Source organism: Rhodococcus sp. APC 3903, assembly GCF_030407755.1.
Lineage (GTDB): Bacteria > Actinomycetota > Actinomycetes > Mycobacteriales > Mycobacteriaceae > Rhodococcus_F > Rhodococcus_F erythropolis.
In genome coordinates, this window is record NZ_JASDCV010000004.1 from 115720 (window position 1) to 140492 (window position 24773).

The 24773-nt window shown below is 61.8% G+C and carries 25 protein-coding genes; 9 read left to right on the forward strand and 16 right to left on the reverse strand.

The genetic code is table 11. The features are described 5' to 3' along the window. Positions 1-15: 15 nt before the first annotated feature. The 10 genes from QMA15_RS07240 to QMA15_RS07285 form a co-directional block, all read right to left on the reverse strand. The gene (locus QMA15_RS07240) at positions 16-1011 is read right to left on the reverse strand and encodes a dihydroxyacetone kinase subunit DhaK (RefSeq protein ID WP_290283816.1); all 996 of its coding nucleotides are present in this window, start codon (positions 1009-1011) and stop codon (positions 16-18) included. Continuing rightward, positions 1008-1442 (reverse strand): hypothetical protein, encoded by a 435-nt coding sequence (locus QMA15_RS07245; protein ID WP_020909192.1) that lies wholly within the window; start codon positions 1440-1442, stop codon positions 1008-1010. Before QMA15_RS07245 ends, QMA15_RS07240 begins: the two co-directional genes overlap by 4 nt. Further along, positions 1442-1798 (reverse strand): hypothetical protein, encoded by a 357-nt coding sequence (locus tag QMA15_RS07250; protein WP_127160019.1) that lies wholly within the window; start codon positions 1796-1798, stop codon positions 1442-1444. Before QMA15_RS07250 ends, QMA15_RS07245 begins: the two co-directional genes overlap by 1 nt. 58 nt (positions 1799-1856) lie before the next feature. Continuing rightward, positions 1857-2777: a 3-keto-5-aminohexanoate cleavage protein gene (locus QMA15_RS07255; RefSeq protein ID WP_019745366.1), complete on the reverse strand. Its 921-nt coding sequence runs from the start codon at positions 2775-2777 to the stop codon at positions 1857-1859. Further along, on the reverse strand, positions 2767-3531 hold the full coding sequence (locus QMA15_RS07260) for an SDR family NAD(P)-dependent oxidoreductase (RefSeq protein WP_290283818.1): 765 nt from the start codon (positions 3529-3531) through the stop codon (positions 2767-2769). The genes QMA15_RS07255 and QMA15_RS07260 overlap by 11 nt, the downstream gene beginning before the upstream one ends. Before the next feature lie 2 nt (positions 3532-3533). Beyond that, entirely contained in the window at positions 3534-4076 is a 543-nt protein-coding gene (locus QMA15_RS07265) for a VOC family protein (protein ID WP_024488162.1), read from the reverse strand. 136 nt (positions 4077-4212) lie between these two features. Further along, a complete protein-coding gene (locus QMA15_RS07270) occupies positions 4213-5592 on the reverse strand; it encodes an MFS transporter (protein ID WP_019745369.1) in 1380 nt (459 codons plus the stop codon). A gap of 205 nt (positions 5593-5797) precedes the next feature. Then, positions 5798-7318 carry an AMP-binding protein gene (locus QMA15_RS07275; RefSeq protein WP_046379319.1) on the reverse strand — a complete coding sequence of 507 codons (1521 nt, stop codon included), beginning with the start codon at positions 7316-7318 and terminating at the stop codon, positions 5798-5800. 73 nt (positions 7319-7391) lie between these two features. Continuing rightward, complete coding sequence (locus QMA15_RS07280; protein ID WP_019745371.1) at positions 7392-8513, reverse strand: DUF5938 domain-containing protein; 1122 nt, start codon at positions 8511-8513, stop codon at positions 7392-7394. A 57-nt stretch (positions 8514-8570) separates the two neighbouring features. After that, the gene (locus tag QMA15_RS07285) at positions 8571-9374 is read right to left on the reverse strand and encodes an SDR family oxidoreductase (RefSeq protein WP_019745372.1); all 804 of its coding nucleotides are present in this window, start codon (positions 9372-9374) and stop codon (positions 8571-8573) included. Positions 9375-9681: 307 nt separating this feature from the next. On the opposite strand from QMA15_RS07285, the gene QMA15_RS07290 reads away from it, so the two are divergent. Beyond that, complete coding sequence (locus tag QMA15_RS07290; protein ID WP_020909198.1) at positions 9682-10284, forward strand: TetR/AcrR family transcriptional regulator; 603 nt, start codon at positions 9682-9684, stop codon at positions 10282-10284. Between the two features lie 24 nt (positions 10285-10308). Here the strand turns inward: QMA15_RS07290 and QMA15_RS07295 are convergent, their stop codons facing one another. Continuing rightward, positions 10309-10902: a TetR/AcrR family transcriptional regulator gene (locus QMA15_RS07295; RefSeq protein ID WP_019745374.1), complete on the reverse strand. Its 594-nt coding sequence runs from the start codon at positions 10900-10902 to the stop codon at positions 10309-10311. A 116-nt stretch (positions 10903-11018) separates the two neighbouring features. On the opposite strand from QMA15_RS07295, the gene QMA15_RS07300 reads away from it, so the two are divergent. From QMA15_RS07300 to QMA15_RS07310, 3 genes are all read left to right on the forward strand, one after another. Further along, entirely contained in the window at positions 11019-11780 is a 762-nt protein-coding gene (locus QMA15_RS07300; RefSeq protein ID WP_290283819.1) for an enoyl-CoA hydratase-related protein, read from the forward strand. A 241-nt stretch (positions 11781-12021) separates the two neighbouring features. Further along, positions 12022-12537: an OsmC family protein gene (locus QMA15_RS07305; RefSeq protein ID WP_279164233.1), complete on the forward strand. Its 516-nt coding sequence runs from the start codon at positions 12022-12024 to the stop codon at positions 12535-12537. A gap of 37 nt (positions 12538-12574) precedes the next feature. After that, the gene (locus QMA15_RS07310; protein ID WP_019745377.1) at positions 12575-13888 is read left to right on the forward strand and encodes a bifunctional o-acetylhomoserine/o-acetylserine sulfhydrylase; all 1314 of its coding nucleotides are present in this window, start codon (positions 12575-12577) and stop codon (positions 13886-13888) included. Positions 13889-13952: 64 nt separating this feature from the next. Here QMA15_RS07310 and bphC read toward each other — a convergent pair whose 3' ends face one another. From bphC to QMA15_RS07330, 4 genes are all read right to left on the reverse strand, one after another. Then, positions 13953-14873 carry a biphenyl-2,3-diol 1,2-dioxygenase gene (gene bphC / locus QMA15_RS07315; protein WP_020909199.1) on the reverse strand — a complete coding sequence of 307 codons (921 nt, stop codon included), beginning with the start codon at positions 14871-14873 and terminating at the stop codon, positions 13953-13955. Positions 14874-14908: 35 nt separating this feature from the next. Then, positions 14909-16087 carry an acyl-CoA dehydrogenase family protein gene (locus tag QMA15_RS07320; protein ID WP_003940250.1) on the reverse strand — a complete coding sequence of 393 codons (1179 nt, stop codon included), beginning with the start codon at positions 16085-16087 and terminating at the stop codon, positions 14909-14911. A gap of 180 nt (positions 16088-16267) precedes the next feature. Then, entirely contained in the window at positions 16268-17137 is an 870-nt protein-coding gene (locus QMA15_RS07325; protein WP_019745379.1) for an alpha/beta fold hydrolase, read from the reverse strand. A 76-nt stretch (positions 17138-17213) separates the two neighbouring features. Further along, the gene (locus tag QMA15_RS07330) at positions 17214-18122 is read right to left on the reverse strand and encodes an IclR family transcriptional regulator (protein ID WP_020970849.1); all 909 of its coding nucleotides are present in this window, start codon (positions 18120-18122) and stop codon (positions 17214-17216) included. A gap of 138 nt (positions 18123-18260) precedes the next feature. Here QMA15_RS07330 and QMA15_RS07335 point away from each other — a divergent pair, with 138 nt between their 5' ends. From QMA15_RS07335 to QMA15_RS07345, 3 genes are all read left to right on the forward strand, one after another. Beyond that, on the forward strand, positions 18261-19136 hold the full coding sequence (locus tag QMA15_RS07335; RefSeq protein WP_290283820.1) for a TIGR03619 family F420-dependent LLM class oxidoreductase: 876 nt from the start codon (positions 18261-18263) through the stop codon (positions 19134-19136). Positions 19137-19168: 32 nt separating this feature from the next. Beyond that, positions 19169-19660 (forward strand): nuclear transport factor 2 family protein, encoded by a 492-nt coding sequence (locus QMA15_RS07340; RefSeq protein WP_003939809.1) that lies wholly within the window; start codon positions 19169-19171, stop codon positions 19658-19660. Positions 19661-19787: 127 nt separating this feature from the next. Continuing rightward, a complete protein-coding gene (locus tag QMA15_RS07345) occupies positions 19788-21035 on the forward strand; it encodes an Nramp family divalent metal transporter (protein ID WP_084325358.1) in 1248 nt (415 codons plus the stop codon). Positions 21036-21091: 56 nt separating this feature from the next. Here the strand turns inward: QMA15_RS07345 and QMA15_RS07350 are convergent, their stop codons facing one another. Further along, on the reverse strand, positions 21092-22687 hold the full coding sequence (locus QMA15_RS07350; RefSeq protein ID WP_279164231.1) for an acyl-CoA synthetase: 1596 nt from the start codon (positions 22685-22687) through the stop codon (positions 21092-21094). 369 nt (positions 22688-23056) lie between these two features. Between QMA15_RS07350 and QMA15_RS07355 the strand changes: the two genes are divergently transcribed. Further along, positions 23057-23995, forward strand: a complete 939-nt coding sequence (locus QMA15_RS07355; protein WP_279164230.1) for a 3-oxoacyl-ACP reductase — start codon at positions 23057-23059, stop codon at positions 23993-23995. Between the two features lie 27 nt (positions 23996-24022). Further along, positions 24023-24766: an SDR family oxidoreductase gene (locus QMA15_RS07360; RefSeq protein WP_019745385.1), complete on the forward strand. Its 744-nt coding sequence runs from the start codon at positions 24023-24025 to the stop codon at positions 24764-24766. Positions 24767-24773 lie beyond the last annotated feature (7 nt).

Genomic DNA, 24773 nt, shown 5'->3' on the forward strand with positions numbered 1-24773 from the left:
TAGTGCATATTCGAGTTACCAAGCGAGAGCGGGAGTGCGTACCGTTGTATCCCAGAGATCCACAAACTCCTCGGTCGAACGGAGAAGGGTGATAGAGAGCCCGTGCATATCCAATGCAGTGACGAAAGAACCTGCAATCACCCGATCCAAACCGATACCGGCATCCCCGAGGAAAGACTTCAATTCTGCAGTGGCAATCGATAATTCGAGTCCATGTGTTGCCCCTAGCCCATTCACTATCGCTATCACACCATCCCCGCGCTCCACCCCGACAGCATCGAGGATCGGCTCCGACAACTGCGCCACGAGTTCGGCGGCAGGAACCGTCGGACGCGTCTCACGTCCACGCTCGCCATGGATTCCGATGCCGAACTCCATCTCCCCCGGCGCCAGTTCGAAGGACGGACGATCCTGTCCGGGAGCCGTGCACGAGCGGAAAGCTGCACCCAACGTCGCCGACGCCGCCACCACCCGGCGCCCCAGGTCAGCGATCTCGGAAAGCGCCCAGTGCCGTTCCGCGGCCGCCCCACAAATCTTCTCCACGGCGATTACCGCAGCGGTACCACGACGTCCAGGTCCACCCTCGTCTGCAGTCGTCGTCGCGAGGTCGTCGTCGACCATCACGATCTCCACTTGCCGCTCAGTTCCGAGTAACTCGGCCGCGATCGAGAAATTCAGTTTGTCTCCGGTGTAGTTCTTCACGATGAGAAGTGCACCCCGTCCGGTCTCGACAGCATTGACCGCAGCACGGATCTGAAAGGCTGTGGGACTGGCGAAGACCGACCCAGGAACTGCGGCGTCCAACATGCCGGATCCGACGAACTCCGCGTGTAACGGCTCATGCCCGGCCCCGCCACCTGAGACCAACACAACTTTGTCTCGGGCGACAACCGCGCGAGTCACAAACAACGGATCTCGGTGGTAGGAGAGCATTTCCGGGTGCAGGATCTGAAGTCCTTCGAGCGCTTCGCGGACTACATCCTCGGGCCGGTTGACCACATGGCCGATCATGACGAACTCTCGGACGCCGACATTGGGCCGACAGGGAAGCGAACCGCAAACGCACTCACACACGTGCGAACGTTGTCACCGACCCGTATCCCAGCCGCCGCTGCGGGCTCGTTGACATACGAAACAGTTCCGTTGTGCCACATATCCATTCCATTGCTGATCTCGGCAGAGTCGTGACTGACCGCTACGCCGGCAAGTCCCGAATCTCCCATGCGGACGATTCCGATGATCCCCGCGTTGTCCTTGCCGATTCCGGCATCGTTCAGCACAGCCAACGCACAGCCCGTCGCAATCGCCATCCGCCCTGACTCTTGACCTCCGTTGGATGCCGCAACGACGATGCGGTCGCGGTCCGACCGTTCGATCTGCGACATACTGTCCATGACGACAATCTGTCTACCGTTCTCCACACCGACAATGTTCCGAAACATCAGTCGACGCTCCTCTCTATCAGTGCCAGCACTTCTTCGGAAACGCGGCTGCCCACACGCACACCCGCTGCGACTGCAGTCGGATTGGCATACGTCACGATGCCGCACTCCCACACGTCCTTGCCATCTCCGATACGCGAACTCTCGTGTCCGACTGCAATGCCGACGATCTTCTGGGCGTCGATCGCAGCCAAACCTGCGATTCCTGCCTTGTTCTTCCCTATGCCGGCGTCATTGCACACCACAACACGAACCCCGAACCCGACGGCGTACTCTCCAGCACTCGTCCCTCCGTGTGATCCGGTCACGATCACATCACCGGCCTGAGCCGAGGAAGCAAACGCAATCGAATCCATGATCCACACTCTCTTTCCGTTAGAGGAATGAACCAAAGTAGGTTCGGCACCTTCGGTTTCAACTACTCGCATGGACATCCACCCCTAGAATTCGACGTGCCTGATCAGGACTTGCGGGTTCACGCCCGTACCGCCGAGCGATCGAAACAACTTCGGCGACCAGATCAGGTGTGGAGGGGTATCCCAGTTCTTCGTAGTGGTAGTCACCGGCACCGATTGCTACATGGCCCCCGCGCTTGATCGACTCCTCCGCTGCTGCAAGAACATTGCCTCGGTAGGCCGAGACGATCCACTCCACTGGAAGATCAGTCGGCAGGAGGTCCAGTTGCGCACGTAGCCCTGCTGCTGTCGCCGGATGTGCAGCCGGAAACTCGTCACCACCGAGAATGAAAGCGATCACCAATGGTGACGACGGATTCCGCACCCTTGCGTGGGCGAAGATCGCGCGCGTCCAACTCACGTTGAATGACGTCTGATACGGCACCAGACCCAATTCACCAGCGCGCGAAAGTAACTCGATCTGTGTTCGAGTGTCGTTGACGAAGACCCTGGAATCGGTTGCGAACAAGCCTGTCGTCGCATCGATCAAGTCCATCGCCGCACAGCCCATATCGACGACCAAGAAGTCGGAACGTCGTTTCGGATCACTTTGGTTCGGGGCAAGATTCGACAGCCGCTCATCTATCGTGTAGCCGGGAACATTGGCCATCGACGGCGCAAGCAGCAGATTCGATACCGCCCGAACCCGCTCGACGATCTCTCCGTAGGTCGCCGCCGAGTGATCCACGCCGCCGTCCACGGCTCGACCGTGAAAATGCATCAACGACGCCCCCGCATCCTCACAAGCGCGAGCAGTGTCGGCTATTTCGCTGGGCGTCCACGGAATGTGGGGATTGGGTGCGCGCATGGTGTTCTCGTTGACGTGCACTCCGATGATTACCGGTTTCTCCGTTGTATTGGACGTTGCGTCAAGAGTCATGTCGCTCCTTCGCAAGATTCCAACCGGCTGTCATCGACTGACCTCCGTCGACCGTCCACGTCTGACCCGTCACGAAACCGGCGCCGGGACCAGCGACAAAGGTCACGACTTCGGCAATCTCAGCCGGCTCCGCGTAACGGCTCAACGGGATCGACTGCAAGATGGCGCTCTGCATTTCAGGGCTCTGGGCCCGACTTGCAAGCGGTGTCCGCGTCGAACCCGGTGCAACACAATTGACTCGGATCCCCTCGCCGGCGAGCTCGATCGCGAGTTGTGTGGTCAACGCGACCACGCCACCGTTCGAGGCGGAATACGCGGCACGGTCTACGCTGCCGCGTAGGCCGGAAACCGAGGCAATTGTCACCACCGATCCGCCGCCATCTCCGGCGAGCAGATCCACGAACTCCCTGACCACCGCAAACGTGGAAACGAGGTTCAGCTCGAGGGTTCGCCTGAATCGATCGGGTGTGGTGTGCCGGATCGGCGCGTTGTCCGCGGTTCCCGCCGAGGTCACAACCGTGTCGACACGACCGAACAGCTTTTCGGCGACGTCGCGAAGCCGTCGGATATCCCCCTCATCGGTGACATCCACTCGAACGCCGACTGTCCGTGTATCTGGTTCTGGCGCAGTGTCTCCGGATGTATGCGACAGGTCGGCAGAGATGACATTCCAACCCAAGTCGGCGAATCGTTTGCACGTTGCCAGGCCGATCCCCGATGCGCCACCAGTGACGATCGCTACCTTCCTACTCACGACTACAGCACCTTCCTCATGTCGCGAATGGGATTCGACCCGTCCCACTCCTTCGATGCAGCCTCGACTGCGCGAAACAGATCACCCTTCCTTCCGCTGACCTCCGAGATTTCGATGACTGTTCCCGGATACGGGCCGTCCTCGTAGTACACGAATCGCTCGTCCGGAGCGCCACTACCGGACCTACCACTCTGCAATTCGACGAGCCCTCGGTTCTTGGATTCCTCCATATATCGATCGAAATCCGTTGTCCAGTAGGCAACATGTTGAAGTCCTTCGAGCCCGCGATCGGCGAACTCGCGAAATGCCGACGGCTCATCGTTGTGTTGTTGAATCAGCTCGATCTGCGCGCTTCCGCTGTGCGCGAGCGCCACACTGAATCGAGGCGCACTCGACTTGCCACGGAAGACGAAGTCGTTCAACGGTTGGTCCTCCACGAAGAAGAAGGGGCCAACGCCGACAACGTCGATCCAATGCTTCAGCGCACTGTCGATGTCGTTGACCACAAAACCCAATTGGCGCAAAGGCCCGAAGTATCTACTCACGAAGTCCTCGTTTGTTCGTTGCCGACGAAACCACGGTCGACGACTGTGATCCTGATAAGTGATGATGTCCTGCGCATGCTCGCCTGAAGAATGAAGAATTCCCGTTGATCGGGAATCTTCCGGGCCGAGACTCGGCTCAAACCTGCTCAGGTGCAACCAAGGTTCCGGCGTCGCGCTCCGCCCGGTAATCCAGAGTCAGTTGGGCGTTGGCCTTGTCGGCCTTTCTGGTGATCACCTTGAGCAGCAGCACGATCAATGCTGCCGTCGCCAGCACCGCGGAGTACACCCCGATTGCCGGTGTGAAACTGTTGGTCGCGTCCTTGATCCAGCCGGTGACCTGTGGACCGAAATAGCCTCCGAGGTTACCCATTCCGTTGATGACACCGAAACCTGCCGCCAAGGCAGCGCCGGTAAGGAAGCTCGAAGGCATGGTGATGAAGATGCTCATCGAACTGTAGAGACCGATCCCGGCGATGCAGAATCCGAAGATGGCGACAACCGGTGTGGTGAAGAACAGCGCAGCAATAGCAAAACCGAGTGCTGCGACCGATGCGGCGATGGCGAAGTGCACGGGGCGCTCTCCGGCGCGGTCCGAATGGCGCGTCCACCAGATCATCGGTCCGATCGCAATCAGTGCAGGTAGTGCGGCAACCCATCCGATCTGATTGGTGCTCATCCCGAATTGCGCGTAAATCTGCGGCATCCAAATCTGGAAACCGTTGAGGCTGAAGGTGAAACAGATGAACACGGCGATCAACACCAGTACTCGTGGGTGCACGAGTCCCTGGAGGAAGCTGTGCTTACCGACGACCGCTTCGCGCTCTTGCGCCTCCGACTCGAGCGTATCGGTGAGCCAACCGCGTTCTTCCTCGGAGAGGAACTCCGCCTCGGAAGGCTTGTCCCGCAGAACCTTGTAGATCACAAACGCCATGACCACGGCGGGGACGCCGGTGAGAATGAATACCCATCGCCATCCGGAAAGCCCGAGAAAGCCGTCGATAGCCATCAGGTGTGTGGTGATCGGAGTACCCAGGCCGGAGATACAGATGAAGGTCACGATCCACGCCATTGCTTTGCCTCGATCCCGATTCGGGAACCACTTCGAGACGAAGAACAGCATGCCGGGCGAAAAGCCGGCTTCGGCAATACCCAACAGGAATCGTGCTGCCACCAATCCGCTGGCACCCTGAACGAACGCGGTTCCGATGGTGACCACGCCCCACGTGATCATGATTCGTGTGATCCAGCGCCGCGCACCGACCTTTGTGAGGATGTAGTTGCTCGGGGGTTCGCAGATCGTGTAACTCCAGAAATAGATTCCGGCCGCAAACCCGAACATCGAGGCCGATATTCCGAGTTCTTTGTTCATCGTCAATGCTGCAACGCCGATGTTCAATCGGTCGAGATACAGGACGATGTATGCCAATCCGATGACCGGCATGAAGCGGAGCATGACCTTCCGGACGGTCCTGGCCGGAAGGGGAAGTTGCTCGGTGACTGTTCTTTCGTGACGCATGATTCACCTCGTACTCATTCGAACACATCATTGTGATGGCTGACACAGAGACGATGCGGGTCGCGATTCGAACTTCACAGACACGATTCCCGATGATCGGTACTCGATTCGTGAGCAATCGACCGGCCGCGGTGACAAGAAGGCGGAGTGCCTGTCGGTTTCGACAGGCACTCCGCGCGGTGAAACATAGGCGTTCCGGGGGTATTCAGCCAGTCAGCTCGCTCTTGATCTCGTTCTTGAGAACTTTGCCGACCTTGGAGCGAGGTAGATCGTCCCAGACGATGACTTGCTTCGGAGTCTTCACACTTCCGATGCGAGACTTCACGAAAGCCATCACCTCGGCGCCGTCGATGTCTGCGCCGAGGTGTGGCTGCACCACTGCCACAACACGTTCGCCCCACTTGTCGTCCGGCAACCCGATCACTCCGCAGTCCTGAATCCCCGGATACGCCATGAGTGCCTGCTCCACCTCGACCGAATAGACGTTGAAACCGCCGGTGATGATCATGTCCTTCGCACGATCGACGATGAACAGGAAATTGTCCTCGTCCAGGTACCCGATGTCGCCGGTGTGATGCCAGCCGTGGGCTGACGCTTCCGCGGTTGCGTCGGAGTTCTTGTAATAACCCGCCATCACCAACGAACTGCGAATCACCACCTCACCACGCTCGCCACGTCCGAGCAGCGCGCCTTTGTCGTCCATGATCCCCACGGTCACCAGCGGCGACGGTCGACCCGCCGACGAAAGTCGTGACGTTGCGACAGTGCCGTCCGGGCCGAAATGCTCCTTCGGTGACATCGTCGAGATCATCATGGGGGCTTCACTCTGCCCGAACAGCTGAGCCATGACCGGTCCGATCTTGTCGATCGCCTCCTCTAGCCTGGTCGGGGAGATCGGTGCCGCGCCGTACCAGAAACACTGCAGCGAGCTACGATCCGTTACCGCGAGGTCCTCGTGCTCGAGCAACATGTAGATGAGCGTCGGCGGCAGGAAGGTGTGAGTCACCTTGTGCTTCTGAACGTTCGCGAGGAAGTACCCGAGATCGGGCTTCGGCATGATCACCACTTCGCCGCCGAGGGCCATGATCGGGAAGCACAAAACACCGGCGGCGTGAGTCAACGGCGCCAACGCCAGATACACCGGGCGCCCCTCGAATGGGTAACTCATCAAAGTGATTGCGGTCATCGTCTCGATGTTGTGCCCGGTCAACATCACGCCTTTGGGGCGGCCCGTCGTACCACCGGTACCGACCAGCATGGTGACGTCGTCGGGCGCCGCGACATCGAGTTCTTCTTCCCCGAGCCAGCTTTCGAGGGACTGTGCCGAATCCCATTCGCCGTCGATACAGACGAGCGTCACCAACTGTGGAAGCGCGTCCTTGATCTGGTCGACAAGCGGCGCATAGGACTTCTGGAAGAACAGAGCGCGACAATCGAACAGATCCAACAGGTCTCGGTTCTCCGCAGCTTCGTTGCGGGGGTTGATCGGGCACCAGACCGCGCCAGCCCTACTGATACCGAATACGCAGGAGAACGAGATCGGGTCATTGCCGGACAAAATCGCGACCTTCTCGCCCGCCGCGATGCCCGAAGCAGCGAGCGAAGCTGCGAAGCGTCGGCTGAACTGTTGCACCTCGCCGTAGGAGAGAGTGCGCTCCCCCATCGTCAAACACGGTGCGGTGGAACCAAGAGAGGCTCCCTTGTCGAGATAGTCGGTCAAACGCATGGGGAGCCTCCAGGGCGGGGCTCCCGGCGCGATGCACGCCGGGAGCCGTGAACATGATAACGAGGGCGACGAGCTAGGCGTTGATGGTTACTTCCGGCTCCAGAGCCAGCCCGAAACTACGTAGCGCGCCGAGTAGTTCGCGATGGCCGAACGCCTGGCAGGCCGAGGCAAGCCCGGTCCTCTTGGGCGCCTGCTGAAGCAAGGAATGCGCTGCATAGGCGTGTAGGAGGCCCGTCTGCTTGTAGTTGCAGTTTCCGTGGATCACGACGTGCGAGCGACCCAGCGGACCCGACGCGTAGACCGAGTCCAGTGAGGTGTTGATGCGCGGATTTTCACGAGGGGGCATACCCGCCTGAACCGAACCGGCGATCTCGGCCAAGGCGGCTTCCTGCTCGTCGGCCGGCAGGGTCTTGATCTGCTCCTCCACGATCTTCTGTGTCGCGACAACACCTTCCATCACGGTGCGGTCGAACACCCCGCCCGCAGCCTTGACGTTGGAAACTCGCGGATCGTTCTTGAACCACACGGGGTGGCAAGTTCCGCCCCACGGCAATGCAAGCGCAGTTTCGTGCTGGCCGGGAACGACGACGTCGAAAGTCTGGCCGGGCGCCCACTGCACGTACTTGTTCTGCTCGAGGTAGTACCAGTTCGCCTTGAGGATGGTGAAGATCGTCTGAGTGGAGGCGTAGGTGGGAAATCCCTTCCACAGCACGAGAATGTCGAGCGTATCGAGACCCGGCGTTTCCAGTGCGATGTTGGCCGCGATCTCACCGGTGGTGTACATCTGCGCGATACCGGGCGAGAGAAGCAGACCCTTCTCCTGGTACTTGTCGCCGAATTTCTCCTGGACGTCGAGTACCCAGTCCTGCTCACCGGTGGTGTCCATGTAGTGGCAACCGGCATTCAACGCAGCCTCGACGACGGTGCCGCCAAGCTTGATGAACGGCCCGACCATGTTGCTGACAACCTGTGCGCCGGTGAACAGTTCAGTGAGCGCCTCGACGGTGTGCTCGACCTCGACGACCTCGTGATCGACGGTGTCCAAACCGGGGATCTTGTCGAGGACCTCTTGGATGCGAGCGGCGTCGCGACCGGCTGCGATGAACGGGATGTTGAACTCGCGCAGGTATTCACACACCAGACGGCCGGTGTACCCGGAGACGCCGTAGACGATGACTGGCTTCTTTTCGGACATGTTCGTGGAACCTTTCGAAAACGTGAGGAGGGTGTACGTACGAATGAGGATGGCGAGTTACATGCCCATGCCACCGTCGACCGGTAGGCCGATTCCGGTGATGAATCGTGCCGCGTCGGAGGACAAGAACACCACGGCGTCAGCCATGTCGTTCACTTCACCGAGGCGGCCGAGCGGGGTGAGACCGATGACGTCGCCGACTGCCGCTTCGGCACTGGGCCACAGGCCGAGCTTCTCCATGTCCGCAGCCAGTCCGAGACCCATCTCCGTGGCGACGAGGCCCGGGTAGATGCAGTTGACCCGGACTCCGTAGCCGAGCTTGCCCGACTCGGCGGCGGCAACCCTGGTGAAGCGATCGACCGCGGACTTGGTCGCGGAGTATCCACTGATCCCGGGAAACGGAATGGTTGCGGCCACTGAAGAGATGTTGATGATGGAGCCGCCGGTTCCGGCTACGCCACCCGGACGCATGCTGCGCAGTCCGTGTTTGGTTCCGAGCGCCGTGCCGAGGATGTTGACCTCACACATACGGCGGATGTCGCCCGGATCGAGGTCGACCACCAGCGAGGAAATCTCGATGCCTGCGTTGTTGACGAGGATGTCGAAGCCGCCGAGAGTCTCCGCGGTGGCGGCGACTGCCTCTTCCCAGTTGGCGTCGTCGGTGACGTCCAGCTTTACGAACCCGGTTTTGACTCCGCCCGAACCAACGGCCTCTGCGGTGGCACGACCTTCGTCTTCGAGAACATCGCCGATCATCACCGACGCCCCCGCCTTCGCCAACGCCTCAGCCATTCCGGCTCCGAGCCCCTTGGCACCACCTGTGACCAGTGCTTTTCGTCCCTCGAGATCAAACACGCTCATTTTCGACTGCCTCCATGACTGAAACGACTCCCGCGATGCCACCGTTCACAGCGACGCTGCCAAGTGGTGTGAGTCACAGAGTATTCAACTTTGGACGAGTGTCAAGAGAAATCTTGACGACTGTCAAGATTTTGTTACACGCTCGTCAAAGACCAGGGGTTACACTGATTCGGACGCGGCGATCGTGCCGCTGTGGAAACTGCAGGGAACAGGACGTGCCATCGTGACCACGACAGTCGAGAAGCCAAGTGGGGCAGGAAAAAAGGCGGTTCCTGCCTCTTCGGAGAAGCGGTCCAACGCAGACAAGGTGTCACGTCGTCAGGTCGACAAATTCTCTGAGCGACGTGATCAACTGGCCGAGGCCGCACTGCAAACGCTGGCGGAACTGGGCTACGCACGCACGAGCCTGCGCGAAATCGCCCAGAATTCGGAGTTCTCACACGGCGTCCTGCACTACTACTTCAGCGACAAGGTCGATCTCATCACCCACTGCGTGCGCCACTACAAGGCACGCTGCGTCACCCGCTACGACGGCATCGTCGCCACCGCTCAGACGCCGGAGGAACTGAAAACGGGTTTCGGCGCGCTGCTCGCCGAGACCATGATCGACGAGCCGACGATGCACCGCCTCTGGTACGACCTGCGCGCGCAGTCGATGTTCGAGGAGTCGTTCCGAACCGACGTGGCCGCGATCGACGAGAGTCTCGAAAACATGATCTGGCGCATCGTCTCTCGCTATGCCGAGCTTCTCGACGTGGAGCCCTCTGTCACCTCGCCGGCGATGTACGCGATCTTCGACGGCCTGTTCCAGCAGAGTCTGCTGCGTCATCTGTCCGGTGATCAGACTGCCGCGAACTATCTTTCGGAGAGCGTCCAGCAGATGCTGCCCCTGGTAGTGCCCACACCCTGAGCCTGCACCACGTCCTGAGTCGGCTCAGCGAGCAGCGATGCCTTCCGCGACGTACCTGGCACCGCGATCGAATTCGCCGACCACGTCGTAATCGGCGTCTTGCCGCCAGAAGCGGACCAACGCTCCGTACGTACCGCCGATCATCTGCGCGAGAAACAGCGGCGGGTAGTCCGATCTCACTTCGCCGGCTTCGATACCGGCAGTAACGATCCGCAGAAGTTCCACATGGAACCGATGATCGTGTGCCGCCCCCGCTCCGGAGGAGGCGAAGTCGCGCTCGAGTTCTGCAGTCACCATGCGCAGATAGCGCGGATGCATGATCGCTTGTTGCGCAAAGTCCTGAAAAATCCGGGAGATCCGATCAGAGGTCGGCATCGGCGATTCCATGAGCTGATCCACCAGTGCCGCAAGCTGATCGAGATGATCACTGTGCAGCGCCTCGAGAACCGAGTCCTTGCCCTGGAAGTAATTGAAGAAGGTGGCTCGCGACACCTCGGCTCGCTCGGCGATGTCGTCGACGGTCGTGCTGGCGAAACCCTTTGCCGAGAACAGAATTCGAGCAGCTAAGAGCAACCTGTCGTTGGTATCGCGCTTGTTCTGTTCTCGTTTGGAAATCACGTCGACCTGCCTTTCTCCGCCTCAGGACACAGTCTTCGCCACAGTCCGGAATGTGTCCAATGGCGGTCTCGCCAGTTGACGCACCACCCCTTCGATAGATGGACTACAGTCCAATTATGTCGCCTGTTTCCACAGAACGCCACGACCGCGTTCTCATCGTCAGGATCGAACGCGAAGAACGTCGTAATGCGATCAATCGTGAAACTGCCGAGGGCATCGAAGCCGCACTGAACCTTCTCGACGACGACCCTGCGCTGTGGGTCGGCATCATCACCGGAACCCCCAACATCTTTTGCGCCGGAACCGATATCCGAGAGCGAGCCGACCTTCGCATGCCTCGCGGCGGTGAGTACGGCGTCATTCGGCGTCAGCGAAACAAGCCTTTGATTGCCGCGGTCGAGGGGTACGCGCTGGGTGGCGGCTTCGAAATCGCATTGGCCTGCGATCTGATCGTCGCTTCCGCCACAGCACAATTCGGCCTACCCGAAACCAAACGCGGTCTGGTTGCGACGTCCGGTGCGCTCTTTCGGGCGCCACGTGCCCTTCCGATCAATGTCGCTCGCGAACTCCTGATCACCGGACGCACTCTCGATCCCGATCGGGCCAAAGATCTCGGCGTCGTCAATGCAGTGAGTGCCCCGGGTAAGGCGCTCGACGAGGCTCTGGTGATGGCGGCCGAGATCTGCGAGTCCTCTCCGACCTCGGTAAGCCTGAGCCTGAAGGCAATCGACGCTCTCTACGCCGAGGCCGATACTGCCGGATGGACTATCACCGACGACGCCAAGGACGCGGTGCTCCGATCGCCGGACATCGCCGAAGGACTCGACGCTTTTGCGAGCCGTCGGACGCCGCAGTGGAGCGGACTGCCGCCCACATGAGCGACCACGATCCGAGACGGATTTCCTATAGGGCTGGTCGGAAAGGGTGTGAACCGGTTACAGTCTCTTCCGTGACGGGAATTGGCGCATACGAGACGGGCACGCTGCTGACGCGGCGACGCCATGTCGATTTTGCGCACGTCTGTACATCCGGGTGTCCGATCTACTGATCGGACCTACGACGTGAGCGCCGCTCACGTCGATACTCGTATGTACACCCAGATCAGGGGACATTTCTGTCATGACCACCGCTTCGATCTCGCACCTGAGTTCCGTCGTAGCAGCCAATGCCGACGCCATCGACAAGGACGTAAGCAAAGCGCACGTCGTCTTCAAGGCATCTGCTCAGGCGCACGACGCCGTTGCCAGCACCATTTCTCTCGGTAAGTACACCGTCGAGGTCGACGAGCCGCCGGCCCTCGGCGGCGAGAACACCGCAGCCAATCCCGTCGAGTACTACCTCGCATCCCTGCTCTCCTGCCAGGTGGTCACCTACCGTGTGTGGGCGGACAAGCTCGGTATCGCGCTCGACGACATCTCGGCCAGGGCAGAAGGCGACCTCGACGTTCGTGGATTCTTCGGATTCGACGATGCCGTCCGCCCGGGATTCTCCGAGGTTCGCGTCGTGGTGACCCTGACCGGTCCGGAAACTCGCGAGCGATACCTCGAGTTGCAGGAGACGGTCGACGCCCACTGCCCCGTACTCGATCTCACCCGAAATCCCGTCCCAGTGCATACAGTCGTCGAAACCGCCTGACCCGCACCAACCCACCTTCACCACGGAGTATGAATTCATGAGCGAGAACACCCCCGTCGACACCGATCCGACCGCCGATTGGTCGTTCGAAACCAAGCAGGTCCACGCCGGACAGGGCCCGGACAGCGCTACCAACGCTCGAGCGCTTCCGATCTACCAGACCACCAGCTACGTCTTCGACAACACCGACCATGCGGCGGCGCTCTTCGGCCTCGCCGAGCCGGGCAACATCTACACCCGCATCATGAACCCGACGCAGGACGCCGTCGAGCAGCGCATCGCCGCTCTCGAAGGCGGAGTCGCGGCTCTGCTGGTTGCGTCCGGTCAGGCCGCCGAGTCCTTCGCGATCCTCAACCTCGCCGAGGCCGGGGACCACATCGTCTCCAGCCCCCGCCTGTACGGCGGCACGTACAACCTCTTCCACTACACGCTGCCCAAGCTCGGCATCACCGTCGACTTCGTCGAGGACCCGGACAACCTCGATCACTGGCGTGAGGCGATCCGTCCGAACACCAAGGCGTTCTACGGCGAAACCATCTCCAACCCCAAGAACGACGTGTTCGACATCCCCGGCATCAGCGCAGTCGCTCATGAGCACGGTATCCCGCTGATCGTGGACAACACGGTTGCAACTCCGTACCTCATTCAGCCGCTGAAGCACGGCGCCGACATCGTCGTCCACTCCGCCACCAAATACCTTGGTGGACACGGCACCGCGATCGCCGGCGTCATCGTCGACGGCGGCACGTTCGACTGGACCCAGGGACGCCACACCAACTTCACGACCCCCGACCCCAGCTACCACGGCGTCACCTTCGCCGATCTCGGTGCACCCGCCTACGCCCTCAAGGCACGCGTTCAGCTTCTGCGCGACCTCGGCTCGGCCATCGCACCGTTCAACGCCTTCCTCATCTCGCAGGGCATCGAGACACTGAGCCTGCGCATCGAGCGCCACGTGTCCAACGCCCAGAAGGTCGCGAAATTCCTCGAGGGCCGCGCCGAAGTCACGTCGGTCGCGTACGCCGGACTGGAATCCTCACCCTGGCACGAGCGTGGAAAGCAGCTGGCTCCCAAGGGAACCGGCGCCATCGTCGCGTTCGAGCTCGCCGGTGGAGTCGATGCAGGCAAGAAGTTCGTCAACGCACTGACGCTGCACAGCCACGTCGCCAACATCGGTGACGTTCGCTCACTCGTCATCCACCCCGCGTCGACGACGCACTCGCAGCTCACCCCCGAGGAGCAGCTCGCTTCGGGTGTCACCCCGGGGCTCGTCCGCCTCGCGGTCGGTATCGAAGGAATCGACGACATCCTCGCCGACCTCGAAACCGGTTTGGCAGCAGCAGCTTCCTGATCGAGCATACGAAAAAGCTCGGTCCCGACAGGCGTCGGGACCGAGCTTTTTTGTTGCGTCAGAACTAGCTCTTGGGAGTGAACGCGGCCAGCGGTTCACTGTCGGACCAGTCATGGCCCCAGTAGCTGTCCGCCGTGATTTCCTCAGCGGTGTAGAAGGTTTCGTCGACAAGCGTGCCTTCGCAACCGAACTCGAGATCCCAACCACCGGGTGCGCGCACGTAGAACGAGACCATCTTGTCGTTCGTGTGGCGACCCAACGTCGAGGAGATCGAGAAGCCGAGCTTGGCAACACGATCGAGAGCCTGACCGACCGCGTCGAGAGTCTCGGCTTCCATCATCAGATGCACGAGACCGGGTTCGTCAACCGGCGGCGCCGGGCACAGCGCCAGGCTGTGGTGGCGCTGATTTACACCCATGAAGCGAACGCGGCGAGCCGGCGGCGGCGCATCGATTCCGCCGAGACGGATGGAACCGCGCGGAAGGAATCCGAGCACCTCGGTGTAGAAGGTGTACGCCTCGTCGAAACGCGTAACCGGAAGCACCACATGGCCGAGTCCCTGATCACCGGTGACAAAGCGGCCGCCGTGCGGGGTGACCAACGGGCTGTGGTCGAGTACCGGTCCGAAGAAGACCTCGACGCGGTTGCCGTTGGGATCGTCGAATGCGATGACCTGCTCGGCATCGCGGTAGCTGGCGTCGACCTCGGAAAGAACCTCGACCTCGACTCCGGCCTTCTCGACCTCTTCACGAACACGCTGGAGCGCGAACTGATCTCGCACTTCCCAACCCACTGCGAGAGCCTTGTCCGTCTCACCGGGCAGGACGATCAGTCGCGCACGACGCTCGTCCAGGCGCAAGTAGAGGCCGTCGGCTTCCGGGCCACTACCGACCGCGAGGCCGAGTCCGTCGACCACGAGCTCGCGCCAGCGAGCCACGTCCTGCGTTTGGATCCTGAGATACCCCAGGCCCCGAATTTCAGTCATGCCTAACCGTCCTTGCTTCGAGAGTGATTGTGGGACTAGATCATCGAGCGGTGGATGCCCTGCGGTTCGCCACCGAGCTGCGAGAGCGTCGACGCGTGGAAGATGGAACCGGGTACGTGGATCGCGTGCGCGAGACCGGCATGAGCGTCACGCCAGAACCGCTGCATCGGCGTGTTCAACTGCAACGCGCCACCACCGGAACGAGCAAAGATCTCGTCCACCGCCCGCACCGCACGCCACGCCGCAGCAGTCTGCGTACGCCGACCGATCGCACGAAGCTCGAACGAAACTTCCTGCCCCTTCTCGGTCATGTCCCAGAAACGATCCACCGTCTCCAAGATCGCAGCCCGAGAAGCAGCGATCTCGGCCGCAGCCTCACCGATCGCGAACAGCACGTACGGATCTTCCTTGATCGGAACACCACTGACCGTCACACGCTCACGCTGCGCCGCCATGTTGCACGCCAACGCACCCTCAGCGATACCGATCAACGACGAGGTGATCCCCAACGGGAAAATGCAGGAGAACGGGAACTTGTACAACGTCTCCGTACGGCCCGCTTCCTTCCACGCCGTCCCGTCGTACACCTTTCCGGCGTCGATCGTGCGGTAGGTGGGCAGGAACGCGTCCTTGACGATCAGGTCCTTCGACCCGGTTCCGCGCAGGCCCACGACATTCCAGCTGTCCTGGTCGATGTCGTAATCGGAGCGCGGCAGCAGTACGTGCAGGTGCTTCGGCGGCATCAGCGGCTTACCGGACTCGTCACCGACCATCGCGCCGATCATGATCCAGTCACAGTGATCGGTACCGGAGGAGAACGACCAGCGACCGTTGAGGATGTATCCACCCTCGACCGGCCTCGCCACGCCCATCGGCGCATACGGCGACGCCATCCACGTATCGGGATCGGTTCCCCACACCTCTTCCTGAGCCTTGCGGTCGAAGAACGCAAGTTCCCACGGATGAACACCGACGATGCCGCTGACCCAACCGGTGGCACCGTCCATCGCGCCGATAGCCATTGCCGTCTCGGCGAATTCACGCGGATGTGCCTCCAGGCCTCCGAACTCCTTCGGCTGGAACATCCGGATCACGCCGGAGTCGCGCAAACGCTTCGCGCTGCCGTCCGTCAAGCGCATCAGCTTGTCGCCCTCGACTCCGTCGGCGCGGATCTCGTCGGCGAACTGTGAGATGTTGTCCAGAACCTGACCCATGATTTTTCCGGCTTTCTGGTTTCGCTACCCGGCGAGTGCCTGGGCAGAATGAAAATCTGTTGGTGAAACGGTGGCAGGTAGCCCGCCGAAGTGCAGAAACGCTTCCCGGTGAGTGGGAGCACCCCCTGTGCGCCTTTTTGGTAGTGGGAGCTACCAAAAAGGCGCACGGGGGCGAAGCCCCTACTTGCCTTCTGGACGCGTCAGGAATGCCAGAACGGACGCGACCCAGGCGTCACGGGCTTCGATCATCGTCCAGTGTCCGCAGTTGGGGAAGATGTGAACTTCGCCGTTGGGGATGTCGCGCATCGGCAGTATCGCCATGTCCACGGGGCTGACGCGGTCGTCGCGTCCCCAGGTCAACAGCGTCGGCGCCTTGATCTTGTTCAGCTGCGCCCAGTACGGCACGGCGGTCGACGCAGCGGCAGCCGCGCCCATGGCGGCCATGGCCTTGCTGCTGTACATCCGGCGGGCGATCTCGAGCGTCGTCGGCTCGGTGGCCAGGGCCCAGCGCTCTTCGATGAGCTGCTCGGTGACGACCGCGCGGTCGAAGACCATCGAGTGCAGCCACCGGACCAGAGCTTCGCGGGTGGGGTTGTCGGTGAACTCCATGAGAAGTTTGATGCCTTCACCAGGGCCGGGAGAGAAGGTGTTCTTGCCCATGCCGCCGATGGTGACGAGCTTGCTCACCCGGTGCGGTTCGTCGATCGCAACCTTGGTGGCGACGATGCCGCCCATGGAGTTGCCGATCATGTGGACAGGTCCGAGGCCGAGGCCGTCGAGGAACATCCCCACCGATGCCTGCGCCATCATCATCGGGTGGTCGGGGCCGGGATCGCTGACGCCGAATCCGGGGAACTCGAGAACGTAGCAGTGGAAGTGCTCCGCGAAGTCCGCGAGAACGCCGCGGTAATTACGCCAACCCGTGACACCGGGGCCCGAACCGTGCAGCAGCAGGAGCGGCGGGCCGTCGCCGGCTTCGTGGTACCGGAGCACACCGAGATCGGTCTGCAGTTCCTTCAGGGTTCCCTCGTAGCTCAGTTCAGTCGTCATGGTCCGAACGGTGCCATCAGTACCGCTGAGCTGCTATGACTCGTCCCGATCAGCGAGACAAGTCGATCAAAATACGTCAGATCCAGTGGTCGGACGACGCTGCCAGCAGGCGATCCATCGTCTCCGCCGAGAACGTATTGGTCGGAACGGGAGGCGTCTTGCGGCCGCGTCGAGGAGCACCCAGTTCGGGGTACAACGTCCGCGAGACCTCGCGAGCCGCGTCGACGACCAGCGGAGCAACTCGCTCGAGCTGAGCGGTCCGCATGTCACCACACAACGCGATGCTGCCGACGGGACCCTCGTGTCCGCGAATTGCCGAAGCCACACATGCGACTCCACGCGCCGACTCCCCGCGTTCGAAGGCCAGTCCCCGACGCTGACGGATGCGGTTCAGTTCCTGATGGAGCACGGCGACGTCGGTGATGGTGTTCTCGGTACAGCGGGGAAGTGCCGACCCGAACAGAGCGTCGACGCGCTCGGGGTCGATCCATGCCAGCATCGCCTTGCCGCCGGCCGTCGAATGAGCGAGCACTCTGCCGCCGACGCGGGACGGCAGCGCCGCGGCGAATCGTCCGCCGACCTTGTCGAGGTAGACGCTCTCGCGTCCGTCGAGCACCGACAGGTGAACGACCATGCCGGTCTGCAGGTGCAGTTCGTGCAGAAGCGGTGCTGCGGCTTCGCGGATCTGGCTGTGGCCGCCGTCGCCACCACCGAGGCCGAGCGCGCGGCGCCCGAGGCAGTAGCCGAACGATGCGTGATCGACCCAGTCCAGCTTGACGAGCTGATCGAGAATGCGGTGGACGGTGGACCGCGGCAACTGAGTGCGGCACGCGACTTCTTCCAGCGTCAGCCGCGCGGCGCGGCCGTCGAAGGCGTCGAGAATCAATGTCATCCGCTCGACCATCGACGGCGGCAGATCCTTCTTGGGTTGCCCGGCGGCGTTCTGGACGGTGGACAGTGTGTCGTTCATGTCAACGATGGTCATGGACGCCTCCCGAAAACTGGAATTGATTCTACCGACTATAACCCAGGTCACAGTTTCTGGAAAGTGAATCGGTCGTTTCGATCCCGATCAGCGGTAATTCACCCGCCGCCGCGTCGGTGGGAGCGCTATAAACGCCCGATGCACCTGGGAATCGTCACGCCGGTCCTGATTCAGCACCCGAGCACGCGTTCGGAGTGGGAGGCGAGTGCTGACATCGGCGAGATCGCCACAGTGGCTGCCACGGCGGATCGACTCGGTTTCCATCATCTGACCTGCAGTGAACACGTGGCGGTTCCCGAAGAAATTGCCACCGAACGCGGCGGAACCTATTGGGATCCGCTCGCCACGCTGGGTTACCTGGCCGCACGCACGTCGCGGATCCTCCTGGCGACGCAGGTGCTGGTACTGGGTTATCACCACCCCCTCGAGATCGCCAAGCGCTACGGAACGCTTGATCGCGTCAGCAACGGACGCCTGATACTCGGTCTCGGAGTGGGGACTCTGAAACAAGAATTCGATCTCATAAATGCTCCGTTCGTCGACCGAGGAGCACGTGCCGACGACGCTCTGGCAGCACTTCGAGCATCACTGTCGACTCCGACTCCGGAGTATCACGGCGAGTTCTACGACTACTCCGGATTTGTCGTCGAACCCCATGCCGTCCAGAAACGTGTGCCCCTCTGGATCGGCGGCCGGACCAAGAGATCGTTGCGCCGGGCCACCACACACGGCGACGGGTGGGTGCCGTTCGAGCTGCGATTCTCCGAGCTGAAGGAAATGCTCGACGCCACGACGCTCCCCGACGGATTCGACGTAGTGCTTCCCGCCGGTGCTCCGCTCGACCCCCTCGGCAATCGCGAATCCGCCCTTCGCGCCTTGACACGCGTCCGTGACGCCGGGGCGACCATAGCCAGTTGCTCGGTCGGCGCTCGAAGCGTCGAGCACTACTGCGAACAACTCGAAGAACTTCACCGAATCGCCCTCGCCGAGGGCTCTTCTTTCACCACTTCCTGATTTGCCGACAATCCAATGCAAAGGACGTACCGATGACCGACTCGACCGCCCTGATCGAATCTCTGCTCGCCCGAGTGGAATTGCTCGAGGACAAGCTCGCGATCACCGAACTGCTGACCACGTACAGCCCTGCCGTCGACAGTGGATCAGCCGACGAGGTCGCGAACCTGTGGCTCGAGGACGGTGTCTACGACGTCGACACCGGCGCGATGCACGGCCGCGGCGAACTGCGCGCGATGGTTCACAGCGCCTCTCACCAGAACTGGATCATGAACGGCGCGGCTCACATGATGACGCCCGCGCACATCCGCATCGACGGCAACAAGGCCGTCGCGACCTGCCATTCGCAGTTGGTCATCAAGGACCCCGAGAACCCGACGGGGTTCAAGGTCCTCCGCATCACCGCGAACCGCTGGGAACTGATCAAGACCGACGGCGAGTGGAAGGTCGAACTGCGTACCAACGCGCTCCTCGACGGCCGACCCGAGGCCCGCGCTCTCCTGGCCGCCGGGGTGACGGCCTAACCCCTGTGCGCGGTTAGGGACCCTCTGCGGTCGCTGACCGCACACAGCTGTTGAAAGTTCGGTTCCCCGAACTCTATAGTTCACATATTCGAACCAACAGGTCCGAGCACGTGTGACCAGGAGACCGATGAGCACCAGTACGCAAGAGCCGACGACTCCGCGCCGACGACCCACGGGAAGATCCATCGCCCTGCTCGGTCCGGCGTTCGTCGCGGCAATCGCGTACGTCGATCCGGGTAACGTCGCCGCCAACCTGACCGCCGGCGCGAAGTACGGCTACCTCCTCATCTGGGTGCTGGTACTCGCCAATGCAATGGCCGTCCTGGTGCAGTACCTGTCCGCGAAACTCGGGCTGGTCTCCGGCAGATCCTTGCCCGAAATGCTGGGTCAGCGCCTGCGTAAGAACAACCGCCGCGCCTTCTGGCTCCAGGCCGAGATGATGGCGATCGCGACCGACGTGGCCGAGGTCATCGGCGGCGCCATCGCACTCAACCTGCTCTTCAACATCCCGCTCTTCCTCGGCGGGTTGATCACCGGATGCGTGTCGATGGTGATCCTGACGATCCAAAGTCGGCGCGGACAGCGCACTTTCGAGTTCGTGGTCATGGGATTGCTGGCCATCATCACCATCGGCTTCCTGACCGGGCTCGCCTTCACCGACGTCTCCGGCAGCGAAGCGGTCGCCGGACTGGTCCCCCGCTTCGAAGGAACCGAGACCGTACTGCTCGCCGCCAGCATGCTCGGAGCAACGGTCATGCCGCACGCGATCTACCTTCACTCCGCATTGGCACGTGATCGCCACGGCCACATCAAACGCGGGCCACGGTTGCAGCGACTGCTCAAAGTCACCCGTTGGGATGTCGTCGTCGCGTTAATCATCGCCGGCGGCGTGAACATCGGCATGCTGCTTCTGGCCGCTTCGGCGCTGCGCGGAGTACCCGGCACCGACACCATCGACGGCGCGCATGCCGCGATCGAGAATTCACTCGGTCCGGGTGTAGCCGTGGTGTTTGCGATCGGACTCCTCGCCTCCGGACTCGCGTCGACCTCCGTGGGGTGCGCGGCCGGCGCCGAGATCATGCATGGTCTTCTGGCCATTCGCATTCCGGTGATCACACGCCGAATCGTCACTCTCATCCCGGCACTGATCGTGCTCGGACTCGGCGTCGACCCGACGCTGGCACTCGTGCTCAGCCAAGTGGTCTTGAGCCTGTGCATCCCCTTCGCGATCATCCCGCTGGTGCGAATGACCTCGGACTCCGAACTCATGGGCGACGCGCGCAATGCCCCGTTCACGACCGTCGCGGCATGGATTGCGGCCGGCTTGATCGTTGCACTCAACGTCGCTCTGCTGGTTCTGACGGTGACAGGCTAGAGCACCAGAGCCACCCAACGCGTCCCTCACAAACGCGCTGGATGGCTCCGGCCGGACTAGGAAACTTGCTCGGCGAGAGTGGCCTTGGCCCAGCGATAGTCGGCCTTTCCGCTGGGAGAACGCCTGATCGACGGAACATTCATGACGGTGCGCGGCACTTTGTACCGAGCGACCTGCGACGCGCAATGCTCACCGATCTCGGCAGCGTCCGGGACGTCGAAGCCTTCGCGGGTCGTGATGACCGCAGCGACGCGCTCACCGAACTTCGCATCCGGAATTCCCGCGACCAGAGCGTCGAGCACCGCCGGGTGACTCTTGAGTGCCTGCTCGACCTCTTCGGGGTACACCTTCTCCCCGCCGGTATTGATGCACTGAGAACCACGCCCCAGCAGGACGATCGAGCCGTCGGCTTCCACGCGCCCGACGTCGCCGAGCACCGACATCCGCACCCCGTCGATCACCGGGAACGTAGCCGCGGTCTTGACCGGATCATTGAAGTAACCGACCGGCACGTGACCACTGCGAGCGATGTAACCGGTCTCGGGCGATCCCGGCTCCAGCGGCCGCATCCTTTCGTCCACGACGCGGGTCTCGTCGCGAGCGGCGATGCGCATCAGGCCGTCTTCGCCGATCTCGAGATTGCCGTCGACGCCCGACTCCGAGGAGCCGAATCCGTCGCGGATCACCAGGTTCGGAAGTATCGACTTGAGCTGCTCCCGCAGTGAGAGCGAGAACAAGGCCCCGCCGGACGAGACCATGCCGACCGTGCCGAGGTCGTAATCTGCTGCGTTTGCTGCCAATTCGTCTGCGAGCGGACGGGCCATCGCGTCTCCGACGACGGTAATGGAGACGGCCTTCTCACTCCCGGCGAGCTGCAGGGTCGTCTTCGCGTCGAACCGCGCCATGAGAATTGCGTTGGCGCCCATGAAGAATCCGGTGAACAGCGAGTACGACGCCGCACCGTGCATCAGGGGTGCGGTACTGAGCATGTTCATCGCGGGAACGTTCGACACCGCGGCGAACAGAGCCTCAGCGGTCGTGTGCGGCGGACCGAACGGATTTCCGCCGGTGAGCGCCGCGAAGTAGAAGTCTTCATGACGCCACATGACACCCTTGGGCATCCCCGTCGTGCCGCCGGTGTAAATGACAAAGAGGTCGTCGTTGCTGCGGGGCGCGAAGTCACGAGTGGCGGGCTGCTCCGCGGCAGCGTCGGCAAATCGAACGACGTCGACGCCTTCGATATCGCGGACGGCCGACTCGCCGACGACAACGACGTGTTTGATGCCGGGCGCGGCCGGGAGAACCGTCTCCACGACGGAAACGAACTCCTCGTCCACGATCAGTGCCACCGACTGCGAATCGTTGTACAGGTAGGTCAGTTCGGCGTCGACGTAGCGATAGTTGACGTTGATCGGGACCGCACGAATCTTGAGGCAGCCGAGCAAACTCTCGACGAACTCGACGCTGTTGCGCATGTGCAGAGCGACGTGATCGCCCGGCCCGACACCGACACTCGCCAAGTGGCGGGCAATGCGGTTCGATCCCTCGTCCAGTTCGACGTAGGTGCGACGACGACCATCGCACACGAGCGCCGTGCGGTCCGGAATCAGATCCGAAATGCCCTCGTACAGATCTGCCAAATTCAGTGACACTGCTGGTGCCTTCCTTGATGTCCGGCCCGGTGAATTCGGGGCCGACCGTACTGCGTTTTCGGTGAGAACTATCCGACCCTGGAGCCGACGAGTGCGGCCGAGAACTGAGCGGATCGGTGGTGACGCAAACGCGTACGCGGTGGGATCGCCGCGTCGACCCAAGGTGGCATGCAGCGCTCGTGACCCAGATCACCGCTCCCGCTGAGTGAGACTGCTCCTCAGTTGGTCAAACTTCTGCTCAAAACTAGAACTAATTCTGATTTCGTTCGAATGATTTTTTCGGAAAGACTGCCGAACTCTCGACTTCAAATTAGAATGAATACTAATTTTGCTGTACCTACCCGCCAGACCGGATCGAAGGAGCACGACATGACGCAATCACTGAGCTTGGAAGGCAAAGTTGCCGCCGTCACCGGCGCCGGCGCCGGCCTGGGTCGCGCCGAAGCACTCGGACTCGCGGCTGCCGGTGCAGCCGTCATCGTCAACGACATGGGTGCAGCGGCCAACGACGTGGTCGACGAGATCAAGGCCGCAGGTGGACAGGCGCTCGCCATCACCGGCGACGTCTCCGACTGGTCGCTCGGCGGGCGCATCATCGAAGAGGCTGTCAAGAACTTCGGATCCTTCGACATCCTCGTCAACAATGCAGGCATCCTGCGCGACAAGATGATCTTCAACCTGACCGAATCCGATTGGGACGACGTCATCCGCGTGCACCTCAAGGGCCACGCCGCCACCTCGCACGCGGCCGCAGTCCACTGGCGCGCAGCCAGCAAGGCAGCCGACGCACCGGTCTACGGCCGCATCATCAACACCTCTTCCGAGGCCTTCCTCTTCGGCAGCGCCGGACAGCCTAACTACTCGGCAGCCAAGGCCGGCATCACCGCTCTGACGCTCTCGAGCGCAGCAGGTCTCTCCCGCTACGGCGTCCGCACGAACGCGATCTGCCCCCGTGCCCGCACCGCCATGACGGCAGAAGCCTTCGGCGAGAACAACACCGGCGTCGTCGGCCTCGATCCGCTTGCACCCGAGCGCGTCGCAACCCTGGTCAGCTACCTCGCATCCCCCGATTCCGACGAGATCAACGGACAGGTCTTCGTCGTCTACGGCAAGATGGTGGCGTTGATGGAAGCACCCAAGGTCGAGAACCGTTTCGACGCAGCCGGATCCGCGTTCACCGTCGAAGAACTCGGTGGCCAGCTCTCGTCTTACTTCTCCGGCCGTGGGCCGCACGAGACCTACGCTGCCTACAGCATCGCCGGCCTCGAAAAGATCGCACTTGCAGTCGACGAGACCGCAACAGTTTAAGCAGCACTTACGAAGAGGAGCGTTTTCATGAGGTTGAACGGCAAGGTAGCGATCGTCACCGGCGGCGCCGGTGGAATCGGTCGTGCCATCACCCGAGTCTTCGCCCGTGAAGGCGCGAAGGTCCTGTTCGTCGACATCAACGACGAGCAGGGCCAGGCCCTCGAACAAGAACTGGCCGGCTCCGGCAAGTTCCTGAACGTCGACCTTGCTGCCGCCGGTTCGGCCGAGCAGATCCGTGACGCCGCGCTCGAAGCTTTCGGCAAGCTCGACATCCTGGTGAACAACGCTCACGCGTCCCGTCAGGCTCCGTTGCTCGAAACCACGCAGGACATGTTCGACCTGTCCTTCAACACCGGTTTCTACCCCGTTGTCCACCTGATGCAGGCGTGCCACGACGAACTCGCGAAGACCAAGGGTTCGGTCGTCAACTTCGCATCGGGTTCAGGTTTGGACGGAATGCCCACCCAGACGTCCTACGCTGCGGCCAAGGAAGCTGTGCGAGGCCTGACGCGCGTCGTCGCCAACGAGTGGGCGCCGGAAGGCATTCGGGTCAACGTGGTCTGCCCGTTCGCCGCCACCGAAGGCGTCGTCAAGTGGCAGGAAGCCTTCCCCGAGCGCGCAGCCGCATCGGTTGCCAAGGTACCTCTCGGACGCATCGGTGATCCCGAAACCGACATCGCTCCCGTCGTGGTATTCCTGGCGAGCGAGGATTCCAAGTACATGACCGGACAGACGTTGATGGCCGACGGCGGCAGCATCAAATTGCGCTGAGCGAAAT

Bases quoted from the DNA above. Each gene is read 5' to 3' on its own strand.
- QMA15_RS07340 (WP_003939809.1), top strand. From the start codon at position 19,169: ATGACCGACTCGACCGCCCTGATCGAATCTCTGCTCGCCCGAGTGGAA.
- QMA15_RS07305 (WP_279164233.1), top strand. From the start codon at position 12,022: ATGACCACCGCTTCGATCTCGCACCTGAGTTCCGTCGTAGCAGCCAAT.
- bphC (WP_020909199.1), bottom strand. From the start codon at position 14,873: ATGACTGAAATTCGGGGCCTGGGGTATCTCAGGATCCAAACGCAGGAC.
- QMA15_RS07270 (WP_019745369.1), bottom strand. From the start codon at position 5,592: ATGCGTCACGAAAGAACAGTCACCGAGCAACTTCCCCTTCCGGCCAGG.
- QMA15_RS07280 (WP_019745371.1), bottom strand. From the start codon at position 8,513: ATGTCCGAAAAGAAGCCAGTCATCGTCTACGGCGTCTCCGGGTACACC.
- QMA15_RS07245 (WP_020909192.1), bottom strand. From the start codon at position 1,442: ATGTTTCGGAACATTGTCGGTGTGGAGAACGGTAGACAGATTGTCGTC.
- QMA15_RS07320 (WP_003940250.1), bottom strand. From the start codon at position 16,087: ATGGGTCAGGTTCTGGACAACATCTCACAGTTCGCCGACGAGATCCGC.
- QMA15_RS07240 (WP_290283816.1), bottom strand. From the start codon at position 1,011: ATGATCGGCCATGTGGTCAACCGGCCCGAGGATGTAGTCCGCGAAGCG.
- QMA15_RS07300 (WP_290283819.1), top strand. From the start codon at position 11,019: ATGTCGCCTGTTTCCACAGAACGCCACGACCGCGTTCTCATCGTCAGG.
- QMA15_RS07345 (WP_084325358.1), top strand. From the start codon at position 19,788: ATGAGCACCAGTACGCAAGAGCCGACGACTCCGCGCCGACGACCCACG.
- QMA15_RS07255 (WP_019745366.1), bottom strand. From the start codon at position 2,777: ATGACTCTTGACGCAACGTCCAATACAACGGAGAAACCGGTAATCATC.
- QMA15_RS07250 (WP_127160019.1), bottom strand. From the start codon at position 1,798: ATGGATTCGATTGCGTTTGCTTCCTCGGCTCAGGCCGGTGATGTGATC.
- QMA15_RS07275 (WP_046379319.1), bottom strand. From the start codon at position 7,318: ATGCGTTTGACCGACTATCTCGACAAGGGAGCCTCTCTTGGTTCCACC.
- QMA15_RS07335 (WP_290283820.1), top strand. From the start codon at position 18,261: ATGCACCTGGGAATCGTCACGCCGGTCCTGATTCAGCACCCGAGCACG.
- QMA15_RS07355 (WP_279164230.1), top strand. From the start codon at position 23,057: ATGACGCAATCACTGAGCTTGGAAGGCAAAGTTGCCGCCGTCACCGGC.
- QMA15_RS07360 (WP_019745385.1), top strand. From the start codon at position 24,023: ATGAGGTTGAACGGCAAGGTAGCGATCGTCACCGGCGGCGCCGGTGGA.
- QMA15_RS07325 (WP_019745379.1), bottom strand. From the start codon at position 17,137: ATGACGACTGAACTGAGCTACGAGGGAACCCTGAAGGAACTGCAGACC.
- QMA15_RS07285 (WP_019745372.1), bottom strand. From the start codon at position 9,374: ATGAGCGTGTTTGATCTCGAGGGACGAAAAGCACTGGTCACAGGTGGT.
- QMA15_RS07330 (WP_020970849.1), bottom strand. From the start codon at position 18,122: ATGACCATCGTTGACATGAACGACACACTGTCCACCGTCCAGAACGCC.
- QMA15_RS07310 (WP_019745377.1), top strand. From the start codon at position 12,575: ATGAGCGAGAACACCCCCGTCGACACCGATCCGACCGCCGATTGGTCG.